This is a genomic window from Flavobacterium davisii (genome assembly GCF_019565505.1).
GTDB lineage: Bacteria > Bacteroidota > Bacteroidia > Flavobacteriales > Flavobacteriaceae > Flavobacterium > Flavobacterium davisii.
In genome coordinates, this window is the sequence record NZ_CP067378.1 from 1,574,018 (window position 1) to 1,598,510 (window position 24,493).

General features: G+C 30.8%; 17 protein-coding genes and 2 pseudogenes. 8 read left to right on the forward strand and 11 right to left on the reverse strand.

The window, feature by feature from the left end:
- Positions 1-12 precede the first annotated feature (12 nt).
- Positions 13-978 (forward strand): annotated as a pseudogene (locus JJC05_RS07650) (2-hydroxyacid dehydrogenase).
- Positions 979-1,198: 220 nt separating this feature from the next.
- Here the strand turns inward: JJC05_RS07650 and JJC05_RS07655 are convergent.
- Positions 1,199-3,478 carry a TonB-dependent receptor gene (locus tag JJC05_RS07655; protein WP_235878697.1) on the reverse strand — a complete coding sequence of 760 codons (2,280 nt, stop codon included), beginning with the start codon at positions 3,476-3,478 and terminating at the stop codon, positions 1,199-1,201.
- 318 nt (positions 3,479-3,796) lie between these two features.
- Here JJC05_RS07655 and JJC05_RS07660 point away from each other — a divergent pair, with 318 nt between their 5' ends.
- Positions 3,797-4,792, forward strand: a complete 996-nt coding sequence (locus tag JJC05_RS07660; RefSeq protein WP_235878699.1) for a PI-PLC domain-containing protein — start codon at positions 3,797-3,799, stop codon at positions 4,790-4,792.
- 225 nt (positions 4,793-5,017) lie between these two features.
- On the opposite strand, the gene JJC05_RS07665 is transcribed toward JJC05_RS07660, so the two are convergent.
- The 7 genes from JJC05_RS07665 to JJC05_RS07695 all read right to left on the reverse strand — a co-directional run bounded on the left by JJC05_RS07665 (position 5,018) and on the right by JJC05_RS07695 (position 14,949).
- A complete protein-coding gene (locus JJC05_RS07665; protein WP_127823464.1) occupies positions 5,018-5,788 on the reverse strand; it encodes a UDP-2,3-diacylglucosamine diphosphatase in 771 nt (256 codons plus the stop codon).
- Positions 5,789-5,815: 27 nt separating this feature from the next.
- Positions 5,816-7,030 (reverse strand): TCR/Tet family MFS transporter, encoded by a 1,215-nt coding sequence (locus tag JJC05_RS07670; RefSeq protein ID WP_235878701.1) that lies wholly within the window; start codon positions 7,028-7,030, stop codon positions 5,816-5,818.
- Positions 7,031-7,435: 405 nt separating this feature from the next.
- On the reverse strand, positions 7,436-10,897 hold the full coding sequence (locus JJC05_RS07675; protein ID WP_105195948.1) for an efflux RND transporter permease subunit: 3,462 nt from the start codon (positions 10,895-10,897) through the stop codon (positions 7,436-7,438).
- A 97-nt stretch (positions 10,898-10,994) separates the two neighbouring features.
- Positions 10,995-12,134: an efflux RND transporter periplasmic adaptor subunit gene (locus JJC05_RS07680; RefSeq protein ID WP_088392995.1), complete on the reverse strand. Its 1,140-nt coding sequence runs from the start codon at positions 12,132-12,134 to the stop codon at positions 10,995-10,997.
- Between the two features lie 18 nt (positions 12,135-12,152).
- A complete protein-coding gene (locus JJC05_RS07685; RefSeq protein ID WP_258929624.1) occupies positions 12,153-13,409 on the reverse strand; it encodes a TolC family protein in 1,257 nt (418 codons plus the stop codon).
- 66 nt (positions 13,410-13,475) lie between these two features.
- Complete coding sequence (locus JJC05_RS07690) at positions 13,476-14,072, reverse strand: TetR/AcrR family transcriptional regulator (RefSeq protein ID WP_088392991.1); 597 nt, start codon at positions 14,070-14,072, stop codon at positions 13,476-13,478.
- A gap of 97 nt (positions 14,073-14,169) precedes the next feature.
- Positions 14,170-14,949: an SDR family NAD(P)-dependent oxidoreductase gene (locus tag JJC05_RS07695; protein ID WP_105195946.1), complete on the reverse strand. Its 780-nt coding sequence runs from the start codon at positions 14,947-14,949 to the stop codon at positions 14,170-14,172.
- 188 nt (positions 14,950-15,137) lie between these two features.
- Here JJC05_RS07695 and JJC05_RS07700 point away from each other — a divergent pair, with 188 nt between their 5' ends.
- Together JJC05_RS07700 and JJC05_RS07705 are read left to right on the forward strand one after the other, a co-directional pair.
- The gene (locus JJC05_RS07700; RefSeq protein WP_105195945.1) at positions 15,138-16,112 is read left to right on the forward strand and encodes a polyprenyl synthetase family protein; all 975 of its coding nucleotides are present in this window, start codon (positions 15,138-15,140) and stop codon (positions 16,110-16,112) included.
- Positions 16,113-16,333: 221 nt separating this feature from the next.
- The gene (locus JJC05_RS07705) at positions 16,334-16,690 is read left to right on the forward strand and encodes a hypothetical protein (protein ID WP_235878704.1); all 357 of its coding nucleotides are present in this window, start codon (positions 16,334-16,336) and stop codon (positions 16,688-16,690) included.
- 4 nt (positions 16,691-16,694) lie between these two features.
- Here the strand turns inward: JJC05_RS07705 and JJC05_RS07710 are convergent.
- Together JJC05_RS07710 and JJC05_RS07715 are read right to left on the reverse strand one after the other, a co-directional pair.
- Positions 16,695-17,555, reverse strand: a pseudogene (locus JJC05_RS07710) (alkaline phosphatase D family protein); the annotation flags it as partial.
- 162 nt (positions 17,556-17,717) lie between these two features.
- Positions 17,718-17,951, reverse strand: coding sequence for a DUF7800 domain-containing protein (locus JJC05_RS07715; protein WP_235878706.1), 234 nt, complete (start codon positions 17,949-17,951; stop codon positions 17,718-17,720).
- A 308-nt stretch (positions 17,952-18,259) separates the two neighbouring features.
- On the opposite strand from JJC05_RS07715, the gene JJC05_RS17045 reads away from it, so the two are divergent.
- Genes JJC05_RS17045 through JJC05_RS07725 form a run of 3 tightly spaced genes read left to right on the forward strand, consistent with a single transcriptional unit; the run spans position 18,260 to position 20,393 of the window.
- Positions 18,260-18,457: a hypothetical protein gene (locus JJC05_RS17045; protein WP_258929625.1), complete on the forward strand. Its 198-nt coding sequence runs from the start codon at positions 18,260-18,262 to the stop codon at positions 18,455-18,457.
- Positions 18,421-19,500: an MFS transporter gene (locus JJC05_RS07720; protein WP_258929626.1), complete on the forward strand. Its 1,080-nt coding sequence runs from the start codon at positions 18,421-18,423 to the stop codon at positions 19,498-19,500. The genes JJC05_RS17045 and JJC05_RS07720 overlap by 37 nt, the downstream gene beginning before the upstream one ends.
- On the forward strand, positions 19,497-20,393 hold the full coding sequence (locus JJC05_RS07725) for a DUF8428 domain-containing protein (RefSeq protein ID WP_235878707.1): 897 nt from the start codon (positions 19,497-19,499) through the stop codon (positions 20,391-20,393). The genes JJC05_RS07720 and JJC05_RS07725 overlap by 4 nt, the downstream gene beginning before the upstream one ends.
- 681 nt (positions 20,394-21,074) lie before the next feature.
- On the opposite strand, the gene JJC05_RS07730 is transcribed toward JJC05_RS07725, so the two are convergent.
- A complete protein-coding gene (locus JJC05_RS07730) occupies positions 21,075-21,563 on the reverse strand; it encodes a hypothetical protein (protein WP_258929627.1) in 489 nt (162 codons plus the stop codon).
- Positions 21,564-21,732: 169 nt separating this feature from the next.
- Here JJC05_RS07730 and JJC05_RS07735 point away from each other — a divergent pair, with 169 nt between their 5' ends.
- The gene (locus JJC05_RS07735; RefSeq protein ID WP_235878840.1) at positions 21,733-24,492 is read left to right on the forward strand and encodes a 2-oxoglutarate dehydrogenase E1 component; all 2,760 of its coding nucleotides are present in this window, start codon (positions 21,733-21,735) and stop codon (positions 24,490-24,492) included.
- The last annotated feature ends 1 nt before the right edge of the window (position 24,493 follow it).

A 24,493-nucleotide genomic window follows, 5' to 3' on the forward strand; every position in this document is an offset into this window, starting at 1 on the left:
AAACTTATAACATTGGAACCTCATAATATTAAAATACTACATATAGATAGTAATCACCCTCTATTAAAAAAACAACTAGAAATAGCTGGTTTTCAAAATCAGGATGATTTTACTTCTTCAAAAGAAGAGATTGAAAAAAAATTCATGAATACCACGGTATTATAATTCGTAGTCGATTTAAAATTGACAAAACATTTCTAGATAAAGCATCTCAATTACAATTTATTGCACGTGTAGGAGCTGGACTTGAAAGTATAGATTGTAATTACGCACAAACTAAAGGTATTCACTTAATAGCTGCTCCCGAAGGAAATCAAAATGCAGTGGGAGAACAAGCTTTAGGAATGCTCCTTTCTCTTTTTAATAATTTAAATAAAGCTGATACAGAAGTTAAATCTGGATTATGGAACCGAGAAGCCAATCGCGGACATGAACTAGATGGTAAAATCGTTGGAATCATAGGTTATGGTAATATGGGAAAATCTTTTGCAAAAAAAACTAAGTGGTTTTGATGTAGAAGTAATTTGTTATGATATTCTTCCTAATGTAGGTAATGAAAATGCAAGGCAAGTTAATCTACAAGAACTTCAAAACAAAGCCGACGTATTAAGTTTACATACGCCTTGGACTCCTGAAACAGATAAAATGGTTAACGCCTCTTTTATTAATGGGTTTAGAAAACCTTTTTGGCTAATTAATACCGCTAGAGGTAAAAGTGTTGTAACTACAGATTTAGTTGATGCTCTTAAAGAAAAGAAAATTTTGGGAGCAGGATTGGATGTATTAGAATATGAAAAACTCTCTTTCGAAACGCTCTTTGAAGAACAAAGATCACCTGCATTTGAATACTTACTGAATGCCTCTAATGTTTTACTAACTCCTCATATTGCAGGTTGGACTTTTGAAAGTAAAGAAAAACTGGCACAAACTATTGTCAATAAGATTAAAACATTATATCAAATTAATAAACTGGAATAATATAGCTATTTTTCTTATTTTATAAGGCATTTAGTATACCGTTTTGATTCATAATTTCTGCTTAAGCTGATTATCATGAATAAATCCTATTTGTTAGGTGAAAAATCTAACAAATAGGATTTTACTTTAGCCCAAATTTCACATTAAACTTCGTGATGAAGATGAAAGATAGAGAAATAAAATAAACGGAAATTTTCTCTCGCAGATGCGGAATATAGGTTTAAAATTTGAGTGTTATTCCTGTTAAAAAATTTCTTCCAGCTTGTGGATAATAAAAATTTTCAGTTATCGCAGAATGATTAGAACCTAGGGGGCGATTATAGTAACTATACGTATAACCGTTTGATTCATATAGTTTGTTGTATACATTATTAATCAACAAATGAAGGTTAATTTCGGCAAAATTTTTAGGTTTTAAAAGATATTGAATACTTAAATTACCATGGTGGTAGCTATTTATTTTTTTATCTTCTGAAGAGGTATTATCTAAGTATTGTTTTCCCACGTATTTTTGGATATAAGCAATACTTAAATTTTTAATAGGATAAAAAGTGGCGGTTGCTCCTCCTATTAAATTAGGTGAAAAAGATATATCTGTATCATCATATCTTGTACTATTTGTTGAATAACTTTCATTACCATTTACATCGTATTCTGTTACAGCAACTAAATAATCAAATGACTTGATTTTGTTTACACTTTTTGTTATATTAAAATCTAATTTAAAGAACTTAGTAGGCTGAATACTCGTTTCTACCTCAATTCCTATGCGGCGACTTTTATTCACATTTTCACGAATTGGATCTCCCACCTCATCTAACGCTCCTGTGAGTACTAATTGATTATTGTAGTGCATATAATATCCATTTAAATTAACTTGTGCTATTTTATTTTTAAATCGATAACCTACTTCGTAATCTAATAATTGTTCTGGCTGAGGCTCAATAGGGTTTTTGGTTAAATCGTTACGATTGGGTTCTTTATTCGCTAGAGCAAAAGATCCATATATAGTATGATTTTTGTGAATAACAAAATTCACACCGGCTTTGGGATTAAAAAAATCATAGGTTTTCTTTACATTTAACCATTTTAAATCACTGCTTACCCCATTTGTTGTGTAATCTACACGACGCGCTTGAATATCAAAAAACAATTGTAGTTTATAAAAAAAAGTATAATCTGCTTTAGCGTATACAGAATAATCCTCTTTTTTACTTAATGACTTATAATAATTCATATTTGCAACTGGAAGATTTAGGTACTTATGCTTAGTCAATTCTCCAAAATGACTTCCATCATATAGATTATATCCGCCACCTAAACTAGTATTAAAATTTTTCGCGTTGTAATTTAATGTATAAATAAGTGTATAAGAGTCATTATCTAACCATTTTCTACGTACTACATCGGATTTAGAACTTCCGTTAGGATAATCCGGAAAATATTTTTTAAGCTTTTGATCTGCTTTAAATTCTTCATAATATCCTTTTCCTTTTGTATAATTTCCAGATAAAGAACCTGATAAACGATCTGTAAATTGATGTGTTAAATGTAGTTGATAATGAATTTGCTCATAATTATCTGTTTGATTTTCGTATGTATAATAATTATATGTTCTTCCTGAATTTAACAAATTATCTACTTCTTGTGGGCTTGGATAATTACGATTAATATAAGCTTGTAGGGCCGTTATATCACCATTAACTACTGCTTCTGGAGTGCCAAACCAAGATTGGTAAGTAATTTCTTTTCCTCCAAATACTAAAGCTTTTATGGCCGTTTGTTTATCAACAAACCCAGCTTCTGCGTAAAAAGATTTTAAATCAGACGATGCACGATCTATGTAACCATTACTCGCTATTTTAGAAAGACGTCCTTCAGCATAAAAACCATTTTTGATCCCAGAACCAAAAGTAATATTATGTTTTCGAGTATTAAACGATCCAATACTATGTGAAGTGGTAGCATATCCCTTTATAGAAGGTGTGAGTGTACGTAAATTTAAACTAGCTCCAAATGCTCCTGCTCCATTAGTAGAAGTCCCCACTCCTCTTTGTAATTGAATATTTTCTACAGAAGTTGTAAAATCAGGCATATTAACCCAAAAGGTACCTTGACTTTCAGCATCATTATAAGGAATTCCGTTAATCGTTACATTTATACGAGTAGCATCACTACCTCTGATTCTTAATCCCGTATAGCCTACGCCTGCTCCTGCATCTGAAGTGGTTACTACAGAAGGCATTTGATCTAATAAAATAGGAAGATCTTGCCCTAAATTATTTCGTTCTAATGTTTCCTTTTTAACATCTGTAAATGCAAATGGTGATTTTTTAGTTAAACGAGTAGAAGCAACTTTAACTTCTTCTAAGGTATTCATCCTAGTAGAATCGGCTACTTTTTTTTCTTGTCCTGATGCCGTAATACTTATTAGAGTAAATGTAATTAGAACAGCATTGGAAAGCAGTTGTTGAAATTGCTTGTGATTGGAATTTTTCATTCGTTACAAATTGTTACGAATAAAAGGGGCCATTATTCATTAGTATTTATAAATAATCCAACTTATAATAAAATACAAGTTGATTTTTGACCTTCCCTTGACAGCATTACCTGTCTAGGTTCATTGGGTATAATCTCAGCCTTGTTCATTTTTTTAAAACAAAGCACCCCTTTTTGAGACTGTGTAAAGATACTTGAATATTTAAAAAATTCAAAGAGGGCAAATCTAAGGTTTATAAAGCCTTAGAATAACTTTAACTAAAAAACAACAACCTGTTGTTATATATAACATTATATTAGTAAAAAATTTAACTTATTTATGAAAAAAACAATACTTGGTATGGCTTTGTTAGCCATTTTACAATCTTGTACTTCAGATTCTTTAACTCCAACGCTTAATGAAAGTACAGAAAGAACATTTTCAAAAGACAGGGTGTCTACTAATGTAACTAAAGATAATTGGATGTCAGCCATTAGATCTAACATTCCTTTATCTAAATTATCTATTCCTGGAACACATGATTCAATGTCTATCAACAATTGGGCATTTAGCAGTAATCAATACGGAAGTATTAAAGATCAATTAGAGGCTGGCGCCGGGATTTTTGATTTACGTTTTAATTATGAAAACGGTCAATTTATGGGATATCACGGAATCATAAAACTTAATATAACATTAGATCAAATAATGTCTCATTTTAATGATTTTCTAAAAGTACATCCTAAGGAAGTAATTATTACTATTTTTAAAAAAGAGAATGGGGGTGACAAATCTATTTGGGTTAATTATTTTAATACTAAAATGAGTGAATATGAATCCAAAGGCTTAGTAAAGAAAAATTGGAATACAAATACTTTATTAGGAGATTGTAGAGGTAAAGTTTTACCTCTATCCAGAGAAACGTATACAAATTCAACTTTTGTACAAGGTTGGTCTGGAGATCCTAATTTTTCTAACGGAACTCTAATAAGCGACGATCATTACAATCCTTTTAAAATTTCTGATTTTTATACGGTTAATACAATATTACCAGCGTCGATTAATTACAAATACGATCGTATTGTTGATAATATCAATCGTTCAAATTCTGATTCTAATTCTATCAATACGTACTTAACTTATTGTTCTGGAGCTAGTGCTTTTGCTTATCCAGTAGCTGTAGCCGATCGAATTAATCCCAAAGTAGCGGATTATATCAAAGGTAATAAGTTAAAATCATGTGGATGGATTTTAATGGATTTTATTAATTCAGAAAAAGGGAATAGATTATCTGAAAATTGTATAGGCGTTTCTATAAACAACTTTTCTAATTAATAAGGTGTGAATAAAACCTCATTTTCGCATTAGACTTGAGGTGAATTATCGAAGCTAAATCTATTTTACTTCATTCTTCAACGAACTCTAATCCGGAATTTAGGAATAAAAAAGAGAGTGTCTAAAGAAGACGCAATCCTATCATTTCGACCAGTAGGAGAAATCACATAATACTGATCATGTGAGTTCTCCTATCGTCGAAGTAACAAACTAGATCTTCATTTGTTACTTTTCAGACAGTTCATATTTTTTTAATTCAAAATTAGTTCCGTCAAAGACTCCATAAGTAAAATACCCGATCCAATCTCCTAAATTAATATATTGAGAGTTATTACCTAAAGCAATTTCCATTGGTAAATGACGATGACCAAAAACAAAGTAATCATAGTGTTTAGCTGTTAATTTTCGCTTAGCATACTGAATTAACCATTCCTTATCTTCTCCTAAAAACTTCACATCTTCCGCTCCTGAAATCATTTTATTTTTTACGGATAGATACTGTGCTAATTTTACTCCTATATCAGGATGCAACCAACGAAACAGCCATTTTGAAAATGGATTGGTAAACACTTTTTTCATGCGTTTGTATCCTTTATCACCGGGACCTAAACCATCTCCATGTCCTATCAAAAAAATTTTATTATTGAAAGTAAACTCTTTAGTTGTGTGGTATACTGGAATATTTAACTCTTTTTCAAAATAGTCATTCATCCACAAGTCATGATTCCCTACAAAAAAATAAATAGGAATACCACTATCTCGAATTTCTGCTAATTTACCCAAAACACGTACAAACCCCTTAGGGACAACGGTTTTATATTCAAACCAAAAATCAAATAAATCACCCAATAGGAAAATAGCTGCTGCATCTTGTTTGATTATATCCAACCATTGTACAAATTTTTGTTCACGAGGAAAACTCATTTCAGGTGTGGGTGCTCCAAGGTGCTGATCGCTGGCAAAATATATTTTTTTGTTAGATTTATGAATAAACATGATTTTAATTTTGTGTAAAAATAGTACTTAATGATACTTTTTTATAGAAAAATAAGCTATAACTGTACTTAATAGCATCCCTATACCTCCTAAAACAAATGGTGCTCCAGCAAAAATAAAGGGAGCTTGCTGTTGGGTGAAATAGTAAAAAACACTAGACATAATGGGAGGTCCTATAATAGATGAGGCACTTATTAAACTTGTTAGAGTTCCTTGAATTTCACCTTGTTCAGATGCTGGTACTTGTTCTGATATAATGGCTTGTAAAGCGGGACCTGCAATACCTCCTAAACAATAGGGAATTAAAAAAGCAAACATCATCCATGTTTCTGTGGCAAAAGCAAATAAAAACATTCCAAATGTATATAATGCCATCCCTACATAAATACTTTTTTCATTGCCTAATTTAGGATTTACCCAACGAATTAATCCTCCTTGCACAAGTGCTACAAGTAATCCAATTACGCCCAATGAAATCCCTACCATTTTCTCATTCCAATTTAACTGGTACATAGCAAAATAGCTCCAATTACTTTGTATAGCATGTGAAGCTGTATGCAATAAAAAAACAGCAAGTATAAGTCCAATAAGTTTTGGATACTTTTTTAAATTTAGAAAAATACCTATAGGATTGGCTCTTTTTAATTCAAATGCTCTTCTATTCGATTTTTCTAATGATTCGGGTAAAATAAAATAACCGTACAAAAAATTAATTAAACAAAGTATAGCTGCTGCATAAAAAGGGATTCGAGCCCCATAATATCCTAGCATTCCTCCAATAACAGGACCAATAATAAAACCTAATCCAAAAGCAGCTCCTATCATTCCAAAATTTTTAGCACGGTTTTCAATAGTACTTATGTCTGCTATATAAGCTGATGCGGTGGTTATGCTTGCTCCTGTAATACCAGCGATTATTCTTCCTATGAATAACCGGGTAATACTTGGTGCAAAAGCTAATAATAAATAATCCAATGAAAAAGCTAGTAATGAAAGGAGCAAAACGGGTCTTCTTCCATATTTATCACTTAACCCGCCTATTAATGGGGCAAATAAAAACTGTGTTAAAGCATAAGAAAAGGTTAACCATCCGCCATACTTTGCAGCTTCGCTAACCGATCCTTTAATGAGTTCTTGAATTAATTTTGGAACTACAGGAATTATAATACCTAATCCTATTACATCTATTAATAGTGTAATAAAAATAAAACTAATAGCTGCTTGTTTTTTGTTTTCTTTCATAGGACAAATTAACAAAATTTTCTCAAATTCTTTTTATATTCGAAATTGTCCTTATCATTATAAATTAATTGATATAATGCAAAATAAATGTAGAATTTCTTTTCTTGTCATTTAAAAGAACATGTTTTTATTACTCAAAAAATGGAAAATTTACCACTTCTCTTTTATCTTAGAGTTTCATTTTATTAATCCTTTCTCTACAATTATCTATTAGTTATACGAATAAAAAAAGAGACTGTTCAAAAGTAAATTGTATTTGCTTTGTTTTATTATTTCATTTGAGTTTACCCAAAAAAGCAAAAGGAGTAAATAGTTAAAATGGAAATAACATATTACATAACTTGCTTTATTTATTGAAATCATAAAATTAGTATTACACAATTACTTTCGGACAGTCTTAATTCATTAATTTAATTCCTTTCTTAATTTTCTATCTCTTAAACGATATTTAATGCGTTTAACTAAATAAAACATTACGGGTACCATAACCAATGTTAAAACAGTTGCATAGGTTAGACCAAAAATAATAGTCCAAGCTAAAGGTCCCCAAAAAATAACATTATCCCCTCCCATATACAAATGTGGGTTAAGATCTGTAATCAATCCAAAGAAATCAAAATTTAATCCAATTGCTAATGGAATTAATCCTAATACGGCAGTTAATGCGGTTAGTAATACAGGTCGTAAACGAGATTTTCCTGATTCAATAATCACTTCTTTTATTTGTTCCAATGTTAAGTCATCATGACTTTGTAATCCGTTATCTGTTACTTTTTTATCCATAAGCAAAACAAAAAAGTCCATTAAAACGATACCATTTTTAACCACAATACCTGCTAATGAAATAATTCCCATCATAGTCATTAGAACAACAAAATCCATTCCAGCTATCACATAACCATAAAAAACACCGCTAAAACTTAATAATACGGTAAACATGATTACTAAAGTTTTGGAAATAGAATTAAATTGTAAAACAATAATAGTTGTAATACCTGCTAATGCTAGGAATAAGGCAAAGAATAGAAAACTTTGATTTTTTCCTTGTTCTTCTTGTACTCCTGAAAACCCATAAGTAATATCACTTGGTAATTTATAGTTTTTTAACTCATTGGCTATAATTTTAGTAATTTCATTCCCGTTGTAACCCGTTAGGATATTGGAGTAAACGGTCATAATTCGTCTATAATTTTTACGTTTTATTTGGTTATATGTTTTTGTTTTTTCAACATTTGATATGGCAGCAATTGGCACTTGCATTATCTGCCCTGTATTCGAGTTTCTATATGTTAAGGGTTGATTAAATAACGTGCTTTCATTTTTACGTTGTTCATTCTGCAAGCGCATTACAATATCATATTTATCATCTCCTTCTTTGTATGTAGAAATTTCTTGTCCATACACGGCACGACGTAATGTAAAACCTGTCATTCCTGTAGAAGCACCTAAGCTACCTGCATTTACTCTATCTATTTTTACAGATAACTCTGGACTTTCTTTGTTTATATCTACTTTTAATTTTTCAACACCGGGTATATTTTTTGTATTTAAAAAATCAATCATTTTGTCTGCTTCTTTTAGCATCAAATCATAATCTGTTCCTGTTAATTCAATACTAATAGGATAGCCTGCGGGTGGTCCTGCTGCATCTTTTTCAACGGTTACAGAAGCTCCTGGAATTGTTCTGATTTTTAATCTGATTTCTTCCATTATATCAGCAGTATTAATACCTCTTCTAAATTTAAACTCAGAGAAATTAATTGTTACTTTTCCTTTATGAGGTGTTTCGGATTGTACTCCTAAATCTATTTGAGGATTAATGGCTCCTACTCCTACTTGAGCTATAATGGAATTAGCTAGAAAATTTTCTTTAGTACTAGGATCTACGTATTTATCTAAAACAGATATTATTTGTTTTTCAACATAATCTGTGGCTTTATTTGTTTTATCTATAGAGGTTCCTTGTGGGTATTCTATATAAGCTATTACTTGGTTTGGAATATTATTAGGAAAGAATAAAACTTTTCTTGGAAAAATACCTACTAATATAAAAGAGAAAAACAACATTATTACAATAATTCCGAATGCTCTCCATGCTTTTTTACCAGTTAAAATTTTTGCCAACATTTCTTTGTATTTCTCTTCCATACGAGGAAAGAAGTTATGTTGAAAATCTTGAGTCCATTGGTATAACTTTTTAAAATACAACCACATTAATGCAATTGCAATTAAAGAAATATGACCTATTGCTCGCGCTATTTTAACATCAAAACAATACCCTATAACTACAAAAACAATCCCTAGGATTAAAAATAATTTGGTATTATTTTTTAGTGATTGAACAGAAATGTTTCGATCTACAATATCCATAGATCCACCTGTCATGGCTGCATTTGTGACCATAGCTACAAATAATGATGCCCCTAATGTTACTGACAAAGTCAATGGAAAATACATCATAAATTTCCCCATAGTTCCCGGCCATAAGGCAAAGGGTAAAAATGCCATTAATGTAGTAGCTGTTGATGAAATAACAGGCCACGCAATTTCACCAATACCAATTTTAGAAGCTTGTACTCTTGGCATTCCTTTTTGCATATTGGCAAATACGTTATCTACTACTACTATCCCATCATCAACTAGCATTCCTAATCCCATTACAAGACCAAATAAAACCATTGTATTCATCGTAACTCCTACTCCTTGAAGAATGGTAAAGGCTATAAATATTGACAAAGGGATAGCGGCACCTACAAATAATGAGTTGCGTAAACCCATTGTAAACATTAAAACAACCATAACCAATATTATCCCAAAAATAATATGATTAGAAAGTTCTTCTACTTTATGTTCTACTTTAGAGGACTGATCATTTGTTAGGCTAATTTCTAGATCTTTAGGCAAAACGGTTTCTTTTGCTTTATTAATAACTTCTTTTACTTTTTCTATAGCAGAAATCATATTTTGTCCAGAACGTTTCTTCACATTCAGCATTACAACTTCTTCTCTTCTTTCTCGTGCAAAAGTGGTTTTTTCTTTTTCTTTAAAAGTAATAGTAGCAATATCTTTTAGGTAAACCGATCCTCCTAGTGTTTTTACAATAATATTTTCTAATTCTAACGGGTTGGTTATTTCTCCTGTAATTCGAATGTTATTACGGATGCCTTGTGAAACAAGATTTCCTCCTGAAAGTGACATATTTTCATATCGAACGGCATTTGCTATATCATCAAAACTTACTTGAGCCGCATTCATTTTATAAACATCTATTGCAATTTCCACTTCTTTGGTATCAACGCCTAGTATATCTACTTTTTTTATTTCAGGAATTCTTTTTATTTCTTCTTCTAGATATTTCCCATATTTTTTTAATTGCTGGGTTGTATAATTTCCTCGAAGATTAATATTTAAAATAGGAATTTCTTCTGATATATTTAGACTAAATACACTTGGTTCTACTTTCCCTCCATTATCTAATACGGGCCAATTTATATTTGCTTTAGAAACATCTACTTTATCTTTAATTAAAGCTTTTCCTTGATCGGTTGTAATATTATCATCAAATTCAACAACAATGATACCATAATCTTGATACGAATCAGAAGTTACTTTATTAACTCCACTAATATTTTTTATTTCATCTTCTAATGGTTTTATTACCAATTTTTCAACGTCTTTTGCAGAATTTCCTGGAAAAATAGAAGATATATAAATCTTATTTTCTATAACTTCTGGAAAATCTTCACGAGGCATCGTTATATAGGCATATATCCCCGTCATGACAATTATTAAGGTAAATATATAAACAGTCACTCGATTGTCTACTGCCCAACTCGATATACTGAATTCTTTTTGCTTGTGTGACATATCAGCCCCCTAACCCCAAAAAAGGGGAATTCCTATTAGGGGTCAATAGGAAAATTAGTTAATATTAAATTGTTTTATATATAATTCATTTTAAGAATTAAAAAGTTAGTTTCATTCCTTCTGAAATCATATTTGCTCCTTCTGAAACCACTACATCCTTTTGATTTAGACCTGAAAGGATTTCGGTGTAATTATTAGCTGTTTGTCCTATTTTAACAATAATTTTTTCAGCAACTTTCTCTCCTTTTTTTCCATTTATAACTTTATAAACATAATTATTTCCTTTTCCATCTTTTTGGATTATGTTTGTTGGTATTGATATTACGGAAGGATTCGAATAATCCATAATTTTTAATTTAGCCACTTGATTGGGTCTTAATAATTCATCTGGATTAGACACATCTATTTTTACTGTAAAGCTTCTATTAGCGGGATTTATTGTTTTTGCAACTTGACATACTTTCCCTACGCTATTCTTATTAATTGAGGCTATATTTACAATTACAGAAGTTCCTTTTTTTACTCTTGGCAAATACATTTCTGGTACTTCTGTTCTAACATACATTTGACTCAAATTTACAATACGCATTAATCCTTGTGGTGTAGCTGATACTACTTGTCCTCTTTCTACAAATACCTCATCTATTACACCATTAAAAGGTGCACGGATAATGGTTTTTGCAATTTGTGCCTTTATTTGATTAATAGATTTTGATAAACTTATCATTTGAGTTTGTGCTTGTAAGTATTGTATTTCAGAACCAATTTTTTGATCCCATAAACGTTTTTGACGTTCATAAGTTGTTTTCGCTAACTCATATTGTGTTTGAACATTTGCTAATTGTTGACTCATACCAGCATCATCTACTCTTCCCAAAATTTGTCCTTTAGCAACTGACTGACCTGCTTTTATGTTTAGATTGACTAAAGTCCCCGGCATTTCAGGCTGGATTAGTACATTTTTTTGTGTATCTACATTACCTTGAATTTCAACATAATGATTAAAAACGGTGTCCTTTACCGTAATGGTTTGTACTAAAGCTTCGTCTTCTTTCTTTTCTAAAGTTGCCAAAGCTTCATCTAATTTTGCTAAATCAGACTGAAGACTAGCTCTTTTATTTTTTATTTCTATTAAATTTTTACTTTCTATTAACGCATCAATTGTGATAGATTTTTCTTTACTTCCACAAGAAACTAAAAGTAAGGTATTCAGGGTAAGTATAAATATTTTTTTCATTTGTGATAGTATATAATTTTAGTTCTTTAATAATAATTTTTCTAAAGCAGCTCTTTTGGTAATAACTTCTACCATAGATTGTAAATAAGCTTGTTGTGAGGCGTATAATTGACGTTGCGCTTCTGTAAATTCAAAACTGGTAGATAAACCTTCTTTAAACTTAACATTTTGTTTATTTTCAATTCTTTCCGATAAACGTAAGGTATTTTTTGCATTACCATATTGTGCCACACTGTATTCAAAATCACTTTTTGCTTTCTGATATTGAAGCTTTAACTTTTGCTCTGTTTCAATTAATTTGGTTTTTGCTTGTTCAAATGTAATTTTTGTCTGATCTGTTTTTGCTTGTCTTCCAAAAGAGGTAAATAATGGGATATTTAAACCAATCGAAAGCGTAGAGTAGTCATACCATTTTTGATTTGCATTAAACATAGTAAAACGACTATCAAAAGTATTCGCTCCAAAATTTATTTGAGCACCTAAAGAGGGTAATGCTTTACTTCTTTCTAATTTTAATAGTAGTCGATTCGTTTCTACTAAATTATTATTAATTTGATAATCTACTGTATTTTTAGTATCAAAGTTTTGTGATAGAACAGCTAAATCTACATTTTGTGATGCTAGTACATCTAATTTTTCTGTCAGTTGAATTGTTTGATCAATTTCTATTCCCATCAAAAGTTTAAGCATATTAGTTGCTATTACTTCCATTCGTTTTGCATAATCTAATGCACTATTAATTTCTGATAATGTAATTTGTAATCGTTCTACGGATTCCTCTTCAACAAATCCATTTTTATATATCTGTTTTGTATCGTTTAATGTTTTTTCAAGTACCTGTCTATTACGTTCTACAATCATGATACTTTCTTGTGCTAACAAAACATCTCCATAAGCTTTAGTGGTTATTTCCCTTATTTCTTGTTCTGTCTTAATTTTAGCGTATTGAGAAATTTTTAGGTATGTTTTAGCTGACTCTAGACCCACTAAATAAGAGCCGTCAAAAATTAATTGACTCAATGTCAACTTCGCATCCATAGAATTATATTGACCAAATTGTAATGCAGTAGGCATTCCATTGATATTAATTACACTGGTAGCAATTTTAAAACTATTTTGATATCCCACATTAGCACTAACATGAGGTAACCCTATGGCTGTTGTTTCCCATTTCTTCTTTTGAGCTATTTCTATATCCCTAGCTGCATTGATCGTGCTATAGTTATTTTTTGTCGCGTGATCTACAGCTTGATTTAAACTAAATGAATAGTTCATTTTTTCTTGTGCAAAAGTTTGCCCTAAAAAAAACACCGTTAATAAAAGTTTATGCCAATTTTTCATCTAATTATTATATTTCAGTAATTGTTTTTCTAACTCTTTTACGCCTTTAGATGTAGCAAGTGCTCTAGTATGATATTCTAAGGCTTCTAATTCTAATTTTAATGTATCACTTTCAAACTGTGTATTTCCATTGATACTAAATATAAGTGTATAATAAAATTGTATATATGTAGGTATATGAACCTCTTTTCTGTAGAGTCCTTCTTTAATTCCTTTCTGAATATTTTGCCCAAACATTTCATTACAATCTTCTATTTCTGTCTCAATTAATTGATTATAAATTTCAGGATAATGCTTTTTTAATTGATATAGAGGTGAATTATCATACGATTGGAACATTTCTTTAAAGATCTTACGTATTTCAAAATTTTCTTCTATGGCATTATAGTTTTTTGCTACAATTTCATCTATCACCCTGTGTACTTTTTCATGAATAACAAAAGTAGATGCTCTTATTAAGGTTTCTTTATTACTAAAAAATTTATAAATTGTTTTCTTAGAAATACACATTTCAGAGGCAATATCATCCATAGTAACACTTTTGAAACCTAATTTCAAAAACATATCAGCTGCCTTAGAAATAATTTTATCTTTCATATACTTAAAATTTATTTTTCAGCGGTAACAAATAGTATCGCTTTTTTAATCAATGGGTGTTTATTTATAATAACCCACTGTTAATAGTAATCTTATACTATGCTGTTTCTTGAATAAATCGTGTAATTTTGGTAACCCATTTCCTAGGGGTAAACCGAACGGTATTTGCTAATAGTGTATTTTTTATTCCATGTATTGCTACGGTATCTCCTCTTAACATGGCTTTGTACCCATAGCAAGCAACTTCTCGTGATGTAGGCAATTTTTTATTTTTGACTAATTTACTATCTTCCATATCTGCCATTGACTGAAATCCACTTTCTGTTGCACCGGGGCATAACGCTGTTATCGTTACACCTGTTCCTTCTACCTCATTAGCTATAGCTTCTGTAAAATGTAAAACGTATGATTTTGTTGCATAATATACCGCCATTAAAGGACCCGGTTGGAAGGCTGCCGTAGATGCCACATTCATAATCTTACCACTCTTACGTTTGACCATATCTTTTAAAAATATATGTGTAAACTGTGTTAGAGCAGTTATGTTTAATTGAATCATTTGATCTATTTTATTCCAATCTGATTTTGTAAACAAACCAAAATCTCCAAAACCAGCATTATTAATCAAATAATCTATGGTTAAACCGTATTTTTTAACCTCATTATAAATATTTAAAGCAGCACCTCTCTTTGCTAAGTCTTCAGAAATAGTGTAAACCCGAATGTTATTTTTAGCTTTTAATTCTATCTTCAAATCATCTAATCTCTGTCCATTTCTAGCTACAAGTACTAAATCATTCCCTTTTTCGGCATGAATTTTAGCTAATTCTAATCCAATACCACTTGAAGCTCCTGTAATTAAAACCGTTTTTTTCATCTCCTCTATTTTTCAAATAATCTAAAAATCATCATCCTATTTTATTATTAAATCTATACTTTTAAAAGTCAGGCAAATATACACAGGAAACTTTAAACACTTAAAAAGTTTCTTTATTTTTTATTTTTTTAACATTTAATTAAACAGGCAGTTCTCAACTTTTAAATTATTTTAGCAAAAAAAATAAAATGCAGGCAATTACTACCTACCAAGATATCATTACAAAACATTTTGAGGACTTATCCATCAAAAAAGACCCTTTAAACTTATACGATCCAATCCAATACATCTTATCTCTAGGAGGAAAAAGAATACGCCCTGTATTGACACTAATGGCTACTGAAATTTTCGATTGTTCTTATAAAAAAGCACTTTCCGCAGCTACAGCGGTAGAAGTTTTTCATAATTTTTCTTTGGTTCATGACGATATAATGGATAACGCTCCCTTAAGAAGAGGACACGAAACAGTTCATGAAAAGTGGAATATTAATACAGGAATACTTTCTGGTGATGCTATGCTTATATTAGCCTATCAATACTTTGAAGATTATGAACCTATCATCTTTAAAGAATTAGCTCAATTATTTAGTAAAACAGCACTTGAAGTCTGCGAAGGACAACAATATGATGTAGATTTTGAAACTAGAAAAAATGTAAGTGTTACAGAATATCTTAAAATGATTGAGTACAAAACAGCTGTACTAGTAGGAGCTGCTCTAAAAATGGGTGCTATAGTAGCCCAAACTTCTTCTGTAAATGCCCACTTAATTTATGAATTTGGTTTAAACTTAGGAATTGCTTTTCAACTTCAAGATGACTATTTAGATGCTTTTGGGGATCCTTTAACCTTTGGAAAACAAATAGGAGGTGACATTATAGAAAACAAAAAAACATATCTTTATATAAAGGCGTTAGAGTTTGCTTCTAAAGAAGAAAAAAATCAATTACAACAGTTGTATTCTATACAATCTGAAAATAATACAGATAAAATTGAAACGATCAAAAAAATATTTAATTCTACAGGTGCTAGTACAGCCACACTAGAAGCCATCAAAGAATATACACTCAAATCTTTTGCCACACTGGAAAAAATAAACATTAGCGAAGAAAAAAAAGTTATTCTAAAAACATTTGGAGAAAACTTAATGAATAGAAATGTTTAACCAATAACTATCTTTAATCCAATAAACAAGTAAAATGCTTTTATCTAAGACCATTTTAATATTGCTTTATTTCTTATTGAAATGGTTTGTTTTTTGATTGAAACGAAAAAATCATAAATACTTTTATTTTATTTCACACCCAAAATTGCCATTAAAAATCTTAGATATTTGTGAAAACATTTTTTAACATAAACTCTTAGCTTAAGTAATACTGATTAAAATTGAACAAGTTTATCGCTCCTCAGAATACTGATTTAATAATTTCAGAAGCTCAAAAAGAAGAATTATACCATAAACTTATTGAACAACTCCGTAAAGATTTTTTATTAGCTAATGAAAATTTAGATATAGCAGATTCCATTACTCCCATTGAGTTAAAAATACAGTTACATAAAAAGGTTTACCTACTAGTACAAAATAAGTTCAACGAGTATTTAAACCTTTTATATATTATTGATGTAAAAGAAGATGAGATAAAAAAACTCGACGGTTTCAATCTAACTGAACTCGCCGAGCAAGTAAGTTATCTTATTCTGAAAAGAGAATGGCAAAAAGTATGGTATAGAAATCGATACTAATACCCTAATTCTTTTTAGTAATTACCCTATTCCACAACTCTTTCCCTTCATGATCAAACAAAGATAGCTTAACTTGTCTATCATCTTTATCACCTGAAAAAGATAACAATCCAAAATTATGTTGTACAAATACACTACCTTCCACACGATTTTTATTATCTTCTTTTAATCCTGAATTAGAAGGATTTGAAGTTAGTGGAGAAACAGTCCAATCATACAGCGCATAATTACTTCCTCTCTTTAACATAGATAATTCTGCAAAATGACGATCTCCTGTTAAAAATAAAACTCCTTTAATTTCATTCTTAGCAATTTCATTAAGTAAATATTCTCTTTCTTGAGGATAGGTTGCATAATTTTCAAATTTTGAAGCTGAATTCAGCACTTGACCTCCCACAACTAAAATTTTAAAAGTAGCTTTAGAAGAAGACAACGCATCTATTAACCATTCTAATTGTTCTTTACCCAGCAGAGTTCTTTCTCCTGTTTTGCGATCATTGGGTGATTTAAAAAAGCGGTTATCCAATAAAAAAAACTGTGCATCGCCCCAATTAAAGGTAGAGTAAATGCCTTGTGTTTGAGCAACATCTAAACCATAAGATTTATTAGCCCAAAAATCTTTGAATGCCTTTTGAGTATGTATTTTATAATTAAAACTTCTATCTCCATCATTAGGACCGAAATCATGATCATCCCAAATAGCATAATTTTGGGTACTCGCTAATAGTGGCTGAATTTCTTTAACACTTCGAGTATGCGTATAACGAAGATAAAGACCTGATAAACTTTCATCAACTTCTCTTAAATAAATATTATCTCCTCCCCACAGCATAATATCTGGTTTTTTAGCAGCTATACTCGTAAAAACATTATAATTACTCCCATAAGGCTTTCTGGTCTATCAACCTCTGGTTGATTAATATAAACACAACTACCAAAAGCAACTGTAAAATCAGGTGCTTTCTCACGCCATTGCCATAATTTCTTAGATTCAAAGGTAGTTGGATATGGTAATTTTATAAGCTTATTATCTAGATATACTTGATACCCATATTTTTTTTCCTGGTTCTAATTTTTCTAGAAGAACGTGACAAGTATATCCTGATTCTTTCTTTGTACTATAAACTTCTGAAAACATTTTTTTTGCAGGATTTGCTAATTCAAAATATTCTAATTTCACATTCGCACTAGTTGTTGTTTGCAACCAAATTACAGCTTCTGTCATTTCACAATAGCCCACCATAGGACCTGATTGTAACATTTCTCTTTGAGCAAATAATGAAAAGACTTGAATCAAAAAGAAAAAAGAAAAATTTTTTTCATCTAAAATAAATTTAACTACAAGGCAATTTATTAATTAATATTTCTTTTAATTTGAAAAATAATATTAAATCAAATTTTGCCTATTGAAGATTGTTTATTACAAAAATAACAAATATTATTTGACTATAGAAATACAACACAATTCATTACGGTTTTACCGTATATTTTGTTAAAACAAAAGAAAAAAATACCCAAAAAAATAGGTTTAATTAACTTAGCCCAAGATTTCCCCTAAATCTACATTATATGAAAAAAACAACTACCTATTTGGATAACTTCAAAGGTTTTTCCAAAGAAATTTGGATTCTTACATTCATCACCTACATTAATAGGGCAGGCGCCATGGTTATGCCTTTTCTTAGCAACTATTTACACAAAGGATTTTCTTTTACACTTCAAGAAGTGGGATGGCTTATGAGTTCTATAGGCATAGGCTCTTTTTAGGAAACTGGATAGGAGGCAAATTAACTGATAAAATAGGCTTTTACACCGTTATTCTTTCTAGTCTATTATTGGTTGGTTTTGGTTTCATTTCATTAATGTTTTTATATGACTTTATAGAAATCAGCATTGGACTATTTATTTTAACAGCGATAGCCGATATGTACAAACCAGCTGTTTATGTGGCCATTGGATGTTTTAGCAATTTTTCTAACAGAACCCGTTCGCTTACCCTCATAAGATTAGCAACTAACTTGGGTATGTTTACAGGCCCTATTATTGGAGGTGTACTCATTGCTAACAACAACTATGATCCTTTATTTTGGATAGATGGTATAAGTTGTATTATAGCAGTAATACTATTTTTGTATTTAATAGATGAAACAAAAATAGACATTTATGCCAAAAGAGTAGAACAACTAAAAGAAAGTACAAATACAAAAAACTCTATATTTAGTGATTCTAATTTTGTCATTTTTCTTTTGGGTTCTTTTATTACTGCTTTATTGTTCTTTCAGCTTTTCACCACATTGCCCGTATATAATTCTTCAAAGTTTAATTTTAGTGAAATGCAAATAGGATTATTATTATCGTTAAATGGATTATTAATATTTCTTTTTGAAATGCCAATCATTGGATATCTTGAAAAAATCAAAATCAAAAACACAAAAATTTTTCAAATAGGAAGTCTATTTATGACTCTCGGATTTTTCTTTTTAATTTTTGCCAATTGGATTTTTTTACTCATGCTGAGTATTGCATTCATCACCTTAGGACAAATTCTAATATTTTCATTTGCTAACTCTTTTGCTTTCAACAAAGCCACTCCCGGTCAAGAAGGAAAATACATGGCACTATATTCTATGAGTTTTAGTTTTGCTCAAATCTTAAGCTCAAAACTCAGTTTCAGCATCATTGAAAACTATAGTTTTAATGCTAATTGGATTTTTATGGTTCTTATTGGTATTTTAGGAATTTATATTTATTTCAAACTAGACAAAAATTTAAATCAAACTCCTCCTTTTAACCAAACTGTAGTATCATGACAACCTCTATAAACAATAAAAGTTTTAAAATTATTATTACCTTATTATCCTTATTATTACTGAGTAGTTTGGTTTACATCTATAAGATGTCTGCTCATTCTAAAGGTATTATCATATCATTACGAAGCGAAAAAGCAGAACTAACTAATGATTTAGAAAAAGTAAAATTAGCACTAGAAAACACCCTTACTAAAGAAGGACACTTAAGTAAAGAATTATTAGAGGAAAGAAAAAAAGTGACTGACCTTTTAGCAAAAATCAAAAATGAAAACTATACTCCATCTCAAATGGCTAAATATCAAATTGAATCAAAAAATTTAGAATTGAGAATAGGCTATCTTATGAATCAAATAGAACGATACAAAAAAAGAATAGATAGTACGGAAAGTGAACTGATTGCTTCTAATACAGAACTGAAAAGCATTAAAAAAACAAATGAAGATTTAAATACAAACAACTTAAATCTAAATAAAAAACTACAAATAGTAGATGAAAAACTAAGTAAAGCCTCTAAGCTTAGTTTTTCTAATCTAGAAATAGCCGCTTTTAGAATAAAATCATCAGGAGAACTCATTCAGACAGATAAAGCCAACAAAACAAACTTAATTAAAATTAGCTTCTTAATTAGTGAAAACGAACTCGTAAATCCTCAGAACAAAACTTTTTATTTTCAGCTATTTGACCCCAACAATGAACTAATAACACATAACGAAATGACTACAACTGGAGAAAGAATAGAAGATTACACAACTATGTCATTCGTTCATTACCAAAATAAGGCCATGAAAATAGAAAAAGGAATTCCCTTAAAAAACCCTATTCCGTGTGTCTATCAATTAAAAATTTATGATGCTGCTAATCTTATATTAAGTAATAGCTTTGAAATCAACTAAAAAGAATCTCAACAATATTTTCTAATTACTCCGTAAATACTCAAAAAACATTAATACACTATATGCTTTTAACTCAAATTCCGGACTAGCCTTCGTTGTGAAACAAAATTTTTCAATACATTCAAGTACTCACGAAAATTTTAAAAGAAGAAATAGCCAACTATTTTCATAATTAAAATTTGGAGTACATACTCAAATTGGAAGAAGAACAAGGCAAAATAAATTTAAGCTTTGCCAATTCACTTCGAGTCTAATCCTAAATTTGGATTTCATTATTTATGTATTAATGTTTTTCACATAAATATCCGAAAAAGACCATGCAATTAATTTCGCATTTTTCCTTCATTAGAACCAACTACACAAAAAACTTTATAATGAAAACAATAAAGAACAAAGAAGATAAAAATACACCGAAATCTTGCCTTCAAATTAAGGATATCTAAAAAAATAACTTAACATATAGTTCCTCAATTCGGAAGGAGCTCCGAAAACTTTGTTCAAACAAACCAAAGTAGTCGCATTAGCAAGATTATGCAATTCATTTCGTTTATTCATTTCATTCAAGTCTTCCTTTGAATAAATTAAGATTACATCCTTTTAGAACAATTTAATTGAGGCCAAAAATACTGTTTTAGATGCTAAATCTATTTTATCTGAAATAAATTTATCCCACAACTTGGTCTAAAATACAACTCTAACAAAAGGCATCCAAGCGGATGTATACAGATCGTTTGAATTTTTAAAAAGAAGATTATAACGCAAACCCATCGTAACATGATTCATCCTATAACCTCCTCCTAAAAACAAAGCCGTATTCCAAAAATCATTTGAACGACGATTTAAAGCAGTCGTATAATCTAAATTCACACGTAATTGTTCTATATCGGCTGATAATTGCAGATATTCAGCTGGACTATACAAAACACTACCTGTTATTCCGTAAATAAAGGAGGTAAAATTTCCAGAATTTTTAACATAACTACTAGTCAGTCCAACTCCGACACCAGTCTTATCATCAAAATTATAATACATAACAGGCGAAACTGAAACATTAGTATAATTATTCCCTATAGAAAGACCTAATCCTCCTCCAAAACGAACACGATCCCAAAAGCGGTTTACAGAAGAATTTGTTTCTAAATTTTGAGCTTGATTAATAGATGAAAACAAAAAAAAACTGAAAAAAATACATTTTTTATCATTAGACTCTAATTTTGGATATATATTTTAAAGAATTAAAAATTAATCATATAAATATACAGTTTTATTGGCTATATTAGTCTAAAAGTTTTTACTTTTGCAATAATTTTTTAACCAAAAATTGTCATTAGACAGCATTATGGATAGGTTTTCCTTTTTAAACGCAGCACATACGGCTTTTTTTGCCGATTTATATGATCAATATTTAGTAAATCCTGACAGTATTGAACCTTCTTGGAGGGCTTTCTTTCAAGGATTTGATTTTGCCAATGAATTTCCAAATGGATTTGAAGGTCAAGCTTCTATTTCAGAAGGAGCTATAAACAACGCTCAGTTAACTGAAAAAATTCAAAAAGAAATAAAAGTACTTCAGCTTATAGAAGCTTATCGTACAAATGGACATCTATTTGCCAGTACAAACCCTGTAAGAGATAGAAGAGTACACAGTCCTAGTCTAGAAATTGAAAACTATGGTTTATCCGCTTCTGATTTACAAACTGTTTTTCAAGCCACAAGTTTCGTAACAGGTAATCCCACTACCTTAGCGGACTTAATCGCTTTATTGAAGAAATTATATTGCCAGTCAATGGCATTCGAATACAAATACATTCGTGACCCAAAAACACAAGCATGGATTGAGCAAAAAATCAATGCTATGGCAAACGATGTAACAACAGATAAGAAAAAAATTATCATTGAAAAATTAAACGAAGCCGTTTCTTTTGAAAGTTTCTTACATACTAAATATGTGGGACAAAAACGTTTCTCTTTAGAAGGTAACGAAGCCGTTGTTCCTGCTTTTGACATCTTAATTGAAGAAGCAGCTGAACTAGGTGTAGAACAATTAGTTTTAGGAATGGCACATCGTGGTCGTCTAAATGTATTAACGAATGTTTTTGACAAAGAGCCTAAAAAGATTTTTAGCGAATTTGACGGTAAAGATTATGCCGATGCAGATCATTTTGATGGTGACGTAAAATACCACTTAGGTATTACTACACCCAAAACAACTCGTAAAGGAAAAGGCATCAACATCAACTTAGTACCTAACCCATCGCACTTAGAAACTGTTGCGGCTGTCGTAGAAGGAATTACACGTTCTAAACAAGACCGTTTCTTCCCAACACAACCTAGTAAAGTATTACCTATCATTGTACACGGTGATGCCGCAGTTTCAGGTCAAGGTATCGTATATGAAGTTGCCCAAATGGTACACTTAGATGGTTACAAAACCGAAGGTACTATTCATGTGGTTATCAACAACCAAGTAGGCTTTACCACTAACTACACCGATTCTCGCTCAACTACTTACTGTACTGACATTGCCAAATTAACCTCATCTCCTGTTATCCACGTAAATGCGGATGATGCAGAAGCGGTAGTAAAAGCAATGCTTTTTGCCCTAGAGTATCGTATGGAATTTGGCTCTGATGTGTATGTCGATATTTTAGGTTACAGAAAATACGGACATAATGAAGGTGATGAACCTCGTTTTACACAACCTGTTTTATATAAATCCCTTTCAAAACATAAAAATGTAAGAGATTTATATGGTGCTAAATTGGTTGAACAAGGTGTTATTTCAGCTTCTTATATAAAAGAAATTGAAGATGCCTACAAAGCTAGATTAGACGAAAATTTAACTGCATCTCGCGAAGAAACCTTAACTGTAATCGAACCGTTTATGCAAGACGAGTGGGTTGGTTTCTCTAAAGCAAATCAAGCTAAAATGCTAGAAAAAGTGGACACAGCTGTAGCAAAAGACACTTTAGATGGTATTGCAAAAATTGTAACCGAATTACCAGAAGGTAAAAAATATATCAGCAAAATACAAAAGCTTATCAACGACAGAAAAGCGATGTATTTTGAAAAAAACCAATTAGACTGGGCTATGGGTGAAATGTTAGCCTATGGTTCATTATTAACAGAAGGCTACAACGTTCGTATTTCCGGTCAGGATGTTGAGCGAGGCACCTTTTCTCACCGTCACGCTGTGGTAAAAACAGAAGATACGGAGGAAGAAGTAATCTTATTAAACGACGTACCTAACAAAAAAGGGTATTTTAATGCTTACAATTCCTTATTATCTGAATACGGTGTAGTTGGTTTTGATTATGGTTATGCTATGGCATCGCCAAAAACATTAACTATTTGGGAAGCACAATTTGGAGATTTCTCTAACGGAGCTCAAATTATGATTGACCAATATATCTCTGCTGCAGAGGACAAATGGAACAACCAAAACGGGTTGGTTATCTTAATGCCTCACGGATATGAAAACCAAGGAGCAGAACACTCTTCAGGACGAATGGAACGCTACTTACAACTTTGTTCAGAACAAAATATGTATGTGGCCGACTGTACTACCCCAGCTAATTTCTTCCACTTATTAAGAAGACAAATGTTGGCAGATTTCCGTAAACCCTTAATGGTTTTTACTCCTAAGAGCTTATTACGTCATCCTGAAGCAGTTTCTTCAATTGAAGAATTCGCTACAGGTTCATTCCAAGAAGTTATCAATGATACACATGTAAATCCAGCTGATGTAAAAACATTAGTTTTCTGTACGGGTAAATTCTATTATGACTTAAAAACAGCAAGAGAAGCACAAGGAAGAAACGATGTAGCTTTAATAAGAATCGAACAATTATTCCCATTACCAGTGGAACAGTTAAAAGCGATTATTGCTTCGTATCCTAATGCAACGGATTATGTTTGGGCACAAGAAGAGCCAAGAAATATGGGAGCTTATGGATTTATGTTAATGAATTTCAACGAAGTGAAATTCCGTGTAGCATCACCTAAAGCGTACAGTGCACCTGCATCAGGAAGTTATACACGTTCTAAAAAACGTCATGCTGATGCTATAGCAATGGTTTTCGACAAAACCTTAATATAAT